The sequence below is a fragment of the Bacillus sp. JJ1533 genome (genome assembly GCF_036965045.1).
Lineage (GTDB): Bacteria > Bacillota > Bacilli > Bacillales > Bacillaceae_L > Ferdinandcohnia.
The window spans coordinates 1-7,351 of the sequence record NZ_JBALOV010000063.1 but is presented as its reverse complement, the minus strand read 5'-3'; the positions used below and the strand labels follow the sequence as shown (position 1 = coordinate 7,351).

The window sequence follows — 7,351 nt, the reverse complement described above, 5'->3', positions numbered from 1 at the left end:
TCTATAGGGTACATTTTACATAAAGGCGTTGCTTTTTCATATTCCTCAATTTATTATGAACGTGTCATCTCCAACTTCATCATCGGTTCCTCTGGATCTGGTACCTTACAATGCTAATCGTAACGCACGAAATGGAGTTTGCAAAAGAAGTATCGGATCGAGTCGTATTTATGGACAAGGGAGTCATCGCAGAAGAAGCCAGAGCATATTTTCAATAACCTAACACAAGGTCGTACAAGGGAATTCCTAAAACGTAGTTTAGTTCACGTATAATTGAAAGATTTTATGCTTTTTTAAGATAACTCTCCCATTTCATTTTTATTTAACCTATTATGAAAATTAAAGGGCAATCGTAATCTGAATTAGATAGCGGTTGGCCCTATTTTTATCGTTTTTTGCGTTTTTGAAAAAATAAACTTTACAGTGTTGTCCGTATAAAAATTTTTCATATAATAAAGGAACAAATATTTTTTATATTGATTTGATCTGAAATCAATATAATCCTGGTGCTGTGGAGGGATAAAATGTTTTATCATGAGGTTCAAGCTGGTGATTCCTTATTTTCGATTAGTAATCGCTACGGAATATCCATTGATCAAGTTCGACTGGTGAATGGTTTAAATGAAACGAATATTGTTCCAGGTCAGGCCTTACTCATTCCTTTATATACTTATATTGTTCAACCTGGTGATACTTTTTCCAAGATTGCTAGAAAATCTTTCTTGTCCCTAGATCAACTAATGAATGCAAATCCAAACGTCGCTCCAGCTACATTGCAACCAGGAATAAGATTAACCATACCGCATATTTCAAGTTTCCCCGCATCCACACTCAGCTTTTACGTTGCAAGAACCCCAGAATTGGACAGAGCTTTAATTCGAGATTTTGCCCCTTATACAACATCTTTATCTATTTTTGACTACCACATTGCAGGCAATGGGGATATCGCTAACGCTTTAAATGATTTGACCGCTATTCAAACAAGTTGGATTTATCGGGTGAGACCGCTTGCGACGATTACCAATTTGACACCTCAGGGTTTTAGTCCTGAACTTGTTCATCAAGTATTAAATAATCCTACTGCGAGAACAAATCTAGTAAATAATATTACTTATTTAGTAACCAATAGAGGTTATGGTGGGATTACAATCGATTTCGAACGAGTATTAGCTGAAGATCGAGATCTGTTTACAGGTTTTTTACGGGAATTGAGTGATCGATTAAGGCCGTTAGGGCGTACTCTAACCATTGCTGTTCCTGCAAAAACAAGTGAAGAGATCCCTTGGCTTAGGGGTTACGATTTTGGGGGAATAGGGTCCGTGGTCGACTATATGTTTATCATGGCTTATGATTTTCACCATGCCGGAAGTGAACCAGGACCTGTTGCACCAATTACAGATGTACGAAGAACGATTGAATTTGCCATAAGATATGTTCCCCATAGAAAAATTATTATAGGCATGCCTTTATATGGGTATGATTGGATTATTCCGCATAGTCCGGGTAGGGTTGCTCCAGCAATTTCTAATGAACGAGCTATGGAAACAGCCATGAGGTTTCAATCACCGATCCAATATTCAACTGAATATGAGTCTCCTTTTTTTTATTATACGGATCAAACGGGATTGAGACATGAAGTATGGTTTGAAGACGTAAGAAGCATGGGGGCTAAAATGTTACTTATTCATGAATATGGATTGCAAGGTCTTGGTGCATGGCAATTAACACTAGGTTTTTCTCCAGGAACATGGCTTTTGACAAAGTTTTTTACAATACGAAAGGTATAGGATTATTGTAGGTAATATATGAAAGATAATCGGGATACTACTTATTTTTGCGTCCACAAATTGGGCGTTTTTATTTTGAATTAAAAAGAGGTGTTAAACGATTCATGATTCAGAGTGTTCCTTCTGTACAAAGGATTTAACGAATTTCGGGAATTGGAACCAAATTGTCTCAAAAAAGAAAATATAGCTGTTTATAGACAAGAAGGATCAGGCGTTTGCCAGGTTATCTTATAGACCAAATTCTGATGAAGGATATTCTGTCTATGAATTTGTTCGGAAAAGTCCTTCATCAGGTAATGAAGGACATTCCGACCAAAAACCAACAGATTTTACAAATTAAATCAGCCACTTTTTCATAGTTATTGCTCCAGGTGTTCTGAAATCTTTTCGTGGACTTGAGATTCTATCGCTTCAACATGGCTTTCCTCGAAAGTATGTTTAGGATGTGGATGAAACCAATGAATTTCTCCTTCGTGGAAAAGTCCTTGATAATCAGTTCCATCAACAGTTATTGTAAATTGATGACGTTCATGAACCTGATCTTCAAACATTGGTCTTATTTCGAAGTTTTTAAACATATGAGCTCCTCCTAAGTAGTAATTTCATTCAAGTTTTCCCTAAACAGGATGGTGTATGCCTACTATTTACATAGCAAGCGAGTAATTTTTAATTAAAGGTTCGGCATGACCATTCTGGCCCCCAGGAAAAGCCATGTACTAAGAACGAAAGGCATGGTTAAAGCCGGGAGTCCGAATGGCTGAAGCCAAGTCGTTATACTTGCTATTAACGGAACAGTTACACAAGTAGCAACGATGCCGGAGAAAAACGCAAGACGGTTTTGATCTGTCTTATATACGACTGACACGGCTAAGATGGTTAATATCGCATTGTATCCATAAAGCCCCATGTAAATCGGATTGTATTCTCCTCCAAGGAAAAATGATGTCAATAAAGCCAGCAAGTTTCCTAAAATAGCATAAAGGCCCAGTTTCCATCCTGCCAAAAAAACCGCTGCAAAAAGCAGAATACCTGATAAAGTGCTATGAACGAAGAATATCTGTCCAATTCCGTTAAATGCCGCTTCTGACCAGTTAATTTTTCCAGACGTATCCAATCCCCAATAGAAAATATCCTCAGGTACCAACTTTGCGGTTAAGTGAATAGCCTTCAAACGGTAAGTTGCGAGCAATGTAAACCAGGTCAGGATGATAAAAGGAAAAGTAAGAACGGGGATCCCCGTATTCTTCAAAACATGAATCATACTGGCTGTAAATACTGCCGTAACTGCAGCCCCAACGAGGGCAAATATCCAGTGGTAAGGCCCTGTTAGGAATAAGGTCAGTGCTATTCCTGTCAACACGGAATTGTAACCTAACAGCCCCTGATTGATCGTTTGTTCCTCCACACCTCCTATCCTCCCCATAATGTTGGCAATCAAGGCTGATAAAAAGGCGATGATTCCTAAAGAATAGGAAAAGATTGTTATAGCTATGAGTATGATAATTCCAGAAAGAGCATTTTCAATGAGCATAACTTGAGAAATGCCTTTTAGAGCCGACGTCAGAAAGGAGAATAATCTTCCCTCTACCCATGGCTTGGGATTGGTGTTATCCACGAAATCCCTCCTTCCAAAAATAAATCGTGATCTCTCTCAAAACAAGCCGTAACTTCACGGCAGTAATTCTATTCTTTCTTCGTTACCTCCTCGATAGTATCTCCTGTTAATAAGGATTAAATAAAAAGAACCACGATTATCACATAAAAAAAGCATATCTTTAAAAAGCCAGTCGGTTGCCGGTGTTTTTATTTATTGTTTTAAATAAATGGTTTGTTTAAATAAGGAAAAAACTGGAGAACATACAAAAAGGTTTAGTTAAATTTCTAAAAAGTTTTAAAAATAGGAGGATGTACCATGCTATTATCACCACGTGAGATAGACAAGCTCATGATTGTTGTTGCGGCCGACCTAGCTAGGCGGCGGAGAGAAAGAGGATTGAAATTGAATTATCCAGAAGCAGTTGCACTTCTCACCCATGAAGTATTAGAGGGTGCACGTGATGGAAAAACAGTTGCAGAATTGATGGAATATGGAGCCACGATTTTGACAAGTGATGATGTAATGGAAGGTATTCCGGAGATGCTTGATGATATCCAGGTAGAAGCTACGTTTCCAGATGGAACAAAGCTTGTGACCGTACATAGTCCAATAAAATAAAAAGTAACAGGAGGCTATTTACATGCAGCCAGGCCAATTATTTTTAAAAGAAGAAGACATCATTTGTAATGCCGGAAGGGAAGCATCCAAATTATCTGTGACAAATACAGGAGACCGTCCTGTTCAGGTGGGCTCCCATTTTCACTTTTATGAAGTCAATGAAGCACTCCAATTTGATAGAGATCAAGCATACGGAAAACGTCTAAACATCCCCGCTGGAGCAGCTGTACGTTTTGAACCAGGAGATGAAAAGGAAATCGAGCTGATTGATTATGCCGGAGAACGTCGTGTCTATGGATTTAATAATAAAGTAGACGGCTCACTAGAAAAGAGGGATAACAAATGAGTTTCAAAATGTCTAGAAAGCAGTATGCCCAAATGTATGGACCGACTACAGGAGATTCTATTCGTTTGGCAGATACAGATATAATTATTCAAATTGAGAAGGACCATACTGTCTACGGAGAAGAAGTGGTATTCGGTGGCGGGAAGGTAATTCGTGACGGAATGGGGCAACACCCTCTAGTAACACGTGGTGATGGAATTGCAGATTTGGTCATTACTAACGCAGTCATTTTAGACTATACCGGCATTTATAAAGCAGATATCGGAATCCGTGATGGTAAAATTGCCGGCATCGGTAAAGCTGGTAACCCGTTGATTATGGATAAGGTGGATATTGTGATCGGAGCGGGAACGGAAATCATTGCTGGTGAAGGAATGATTGTAACAGCTGGTGGAATCGATACCCATGTTCATTTTATTAACCCGACACAAATTAGAACAGCATTAGCTGCGGGTCTAACGACATTAATTGGGGGAGGTACAGGTCCAGCTGCCGGCTCAAAAGCAACAACGGTTACTCCTGGTGCATGGCATATGCACAAAATGCTCCAAGCAGCGGAAGGATTGCCAATTAACGTTGGATTCACTTCAAAAGGGCAAGCGACTGCCGAAGAGCCACTAGCAGAGCAAGTGCGTGCCGGTGCTATAGGTCTGAAAGTTCATGAAGACTGGGGAGCAACCCCATCTGCCTTAGACTATGCATTAAGGGTTGCTGACAAATATGATGTGCAAGTCGCTCTTCATGCCGATACGTTGAATGAAGGCGGATTTATGGAAAATACGATGGCAGCAATTAAAGATCGTGTCTTACATATGTACCATACAGAAGGAGCGGGGGGCGGACATGCGCCGGATTTAATTAAATCAGCCAGCTATATGAATATTCTTCCGTCCTCAACAAATCCGACCCTTCCTTATACAGTGAACACAGTGGATGAGCATATGGACATGCTAATGGTTTGCCACCACTTAAATGCTTCTATTCCAGAGGATCTTGCATTTGCCGATTCACGCATTAGACGTGAAACCATTGCCGCTGAGGATATTCTCCAAGATATGGGTGTATTCAGTATGACTAGCTCGGATGCACAGGCGATGGGAAGGATAGCCGAAGTTATTTTGCGGACATGGCAAGTGGCTGACAAAATGAAAAAACAAAGGGGAATTTTAGAGGGTGATACTGAGCTTTCTGATAATAATCGTGCAAAGCGTTATGTTGCTAAATATACGATTAACCCTGCTATCACCCATGGAATTTCCGAGCATGTTGGATCCATCGAAGTTGGGAAAATTGCGGACCTTGTGATTTGGAATCCAGCCTTCTTCGGGGTAAAACCTGAAATGATTCTGAAAAATGGATTTGTTGTCGAGGGATTGATGGGTGATGCGAATGCGTCTATCCCAACACCGCAGCCTGTTATTTATCGTCCAATGTATGCGCAATACGGAAAAGCATTATCCAGCTCATCCATTACGTTTATTTCCCAAGCTGCCTTCGATGAGAAAGTGCATGAAAAGCTTGGGCTACAAAAAATGATTCTTCCAGTTCGAGGTATTCGGAAACTGACGAAGAAAGATATGAAGCTGAATTCCGAAACTCCTGAAATAACGGTTGATCCGCAAACGTATGAAGTAAGGGTAAACGGAGAATTAATTACGTGTGAGCCGGTTGACCAGGTACCAATGGGACAACGATATTTCCTATTTTGAGGTGAAGATCTTGTTAGTAGAAAAAATTGTAACAAATATTGATGATATGGAAAAAGAAGAGATTGAAAAGCGCCATATTGAAAAGGTGTACCTTGAAAGCGATCATTTAATGAAACGGATTCAGAGGGTGACGACCGACCATGGCAAGGAAATTGGAATTCGATTAAAAGAACCGCGTGACTTCGTTGCTGGTGATGTCCTCTATATGGATGAAAAGAACTTAATCATCATAGATGTCCTTTCCGATGAGTTAATTGTGATAAAACCACGTAGCCTGAAGGAGATGGGGACAATTGCCCACCAACTGGGGAATCGTCATCTCCCGGCCCAATTTGAAGAGGACGAGATGCTTGTTCAGTATGATTACCTCGTAGAAGAATTACTGCAAGAGCTTCAGATTCCTTATCAACGTGAAAAGCGGAAAGTGAAAAAGGCGTTTCGCCATATCGGGCACAGCCATGGATAAAAATATCCTTTCATTATTTCAGTTATGTGATTCCAACTTTCCGACAGGGGCGTTTAGTCATTCATATGGGCTGGAGACTTATATTCAAGCAGACAAAGTACATAATCAAGAATCATTCAGTAGCTGGTTGCATGTGTATGTAAATGAGCAGCTCGTTTATTCCGACGGTCTTGCCTGCCGCCTCGTATACGAAGCATTAGAAAAGGGAGACTTCGAAAAAATATGGATGTTAGACCGGATGTTGAACGCGCAAAACTTGCCAAGGGAAACGAGAGAGGGTACCCAAAGGGTAGGAGACAGGATGCTCATACTCGTAAAATCCCTTTACGACATTCCGGTTCTGTCTGAGTACGGTGAGCGAATCAAACAAAACAAATCTTTCGGGCATCCGGCGATTGTATTTACGATTGTGGGCCAACATCTTGGTGTGCCCGCATTCACTACTATTTTGTGCTATTTATATTCGACTGTTTCAAGCCTTGTGCAAAATGCGGTTCGGGCTATACCTTTGGGCCAAACAGCAGGTCAGAAAACGATTCAAGAGTTTCAAGATGTTTTAACAGAGGCTGTTGCAAAGGTAGAGGAAATGGACGAAGACGACTTTGGGATTGTCTCTCCCGGTCTGGAACTATCGCAAATGCAGCATGAACGTGTGAATGTCCGAATTTTCGCGTCTTAATGTTGATTAATAGATTAAAGGAAGTGTTTTTATGGAACCTATTAAAATTGGAGTAGGGGGACCTGTTGGTGCTGGAAAAACAGCATTGGTTGAAAAATTAACCCGGCATATGCAAGGTGAAATCAGTATGGCCGCTATTACAAACGATA

General features: G+C 40.3%; 9 protein-coding genes and 1 pseudogene. 8 read left to right on the top strand and 2 right to left on the bottom strand.

All coding sequences use genetic code 11. The features are described 5' to 3' along the window. Positions 1–104 precede the first annotated feature (104 nt). A pseudogene (locus V7138_RS24870) lies at positions 105–273 on the top strand (amino acid ABC transporter ATP-binding protein); the annotation flags it as partial. 251 nt (positions 274–524) lie between these two features. Then, positions 525–1,787, top strand: a complete 1,263-nt coding sequence (locus V7138_RS24865) for a glycosyl hydrolase family 18 protein (RefSeq protein WP_335402655.1) — start codon at positions 525–527, stop codon at positions 1,785–1,787. 359 nt (positions 1,788–2,146) lie between these two features. Here the strand turns inward: V7138_RS24865 and V7138_RS24860 are convergent, their stop codons facing one another. After that, positions 2,147–2,365 (bottom strand): hypothetical protein, encoded by a 219-nt coding sequence (locus V7138_RS24860; RefSeq protein WP_335402654.1) that lies wholly within the window; start codon positions 2,363–2,365, stop codon positions 2,147–2,149. Positions 2,366–2,457: 92 nt separating this feature from the next. Then, positions 2,458–3,402, bottom strand: coding sequence for an urea transporter (locus V7138_RS24855; RefSeq protein WP_335402652.1), 945 nt, complete (start codon positions 3,400–3,402; stop codon positions 2,458–2,460). 297 nt (positions 3,403–3,699) lie between these two features. Between V7138_RS24855 and V7138_RS24850 the strand changes: the two genes are divergently transcribed. From V7138_RS24850 to V7138_RS24825, 6 genes are all read left to right on the top strand, one after another. Next, positions 3,700–4,002: an urease subunit gamma gene (locus V7138_RS24850; RefSeq protein ID WP_335402650.1), complete on the top strand. Its 303-nt coding sequence runs from the start codon at positions 3,700–3,702 to the stop codon at positions 4,000–4,002. A 22-nt stretch (positions 4,003–4,024) separates the two neighbouring features. Then, a complete protein-coding gene (gene ureB / locus V7138_RS24845) occupies positions 4,025–4,348 on the top strand; it encodes an urease subunit beta (protein WP_335402649.1) in 324 nt (107 codons plus the stop codon). Then, positions 4,345–6,057: an urease subunit alpha gene (gene ureC, locus V7138_RS24840; protein WP_335402648.1), complete on the top strand. Its 1,713-nt coding sequence runs from the start codon at positions 4,345–4,347 to the stop codon at positions 6,055–6,057. The genes ureB and ureC overlap by 4 nt, the downstream gene beginning before the upstream one ends. Before the next feature lie 10 nt (positions 6,058–6,067). Further along, a complete protein-coding gene (gene ureE / locus V7138_RS24835) occupies positions 6,068–6,523 on the top strand; it encodes an urease accessory protein UreE (RefSeq protein WP_335402647.1) in 456 nt (151 codons plus the stop codon). Further along, positions 6,516–7,202 carry an urease accessory protein UreF gene (locus V7138_RS24830; RefSeq protein ID WP_335402645.1) on the top strand — a complete coding sequence of 229 codons (687 nt, stop codon included), beginning with the start codon at positions 6,516–6,518 and terminating at the stop codon, positions 7,200–7,202. The genes ureE and V7138_RS24830 overlap by 8 nt, the downstream gene beginning before the upstream one ends. 31 nt (positions 7,203–7,233) lie before the next feature. Further along, a partial coding sequence (locus V7138_RS24825) for a GTP-binding protein (protein ID WP_335402657.1) occupies positions 7,234–7,351 on the top strand: 118 nt, incomplete at its 3' end.

Excerpts from the sequence above, each read along its gene's own strand:
- V7138_RS24850 (WP_335402650.1), top strand. The coding sequence starts at position 3,700 with ATGCTATTATCACCACGTGAGATAGACAAGCTCATGATTGTTGTTGCG.
- V7138_RS24830 (WP_335402645.1), top strand. The coding sequence starts at position 6,516 with ATGGATAAAAATATCCTTTCATTATTTCAGTTATGTGATTCCAACTTT.
- ureC (WP_335402648.1), top strand. The coding sequence starts at position 4,345 with ATGAGTTTCAAAATGTCTAGAAAGCAGTATGCCCAAATGTATGGACCG.
- V7138_RS24865 (WP_335402655.1), top strand. The coding sequence starts at position 525 with ATGTTTTATCATGAGGTTCAAGCTGGTGATTCCTTATTTTCGATTAGT.
- V7138_RS24860 (WP_335402654.1), bottom strand. The coding sequence starts at position 2,365 with ATGTTTAAAAACTTCGAAATAAGACCAATGTTTGAAGATCAGGTTCAT.
- ureB (WP_335402649.1), top strand. The coding sequence starts at position 4,025 with ATGCAGCCAGGCCAATTATTTTTAAAAGAAGAAGACATCATTTGTAAT.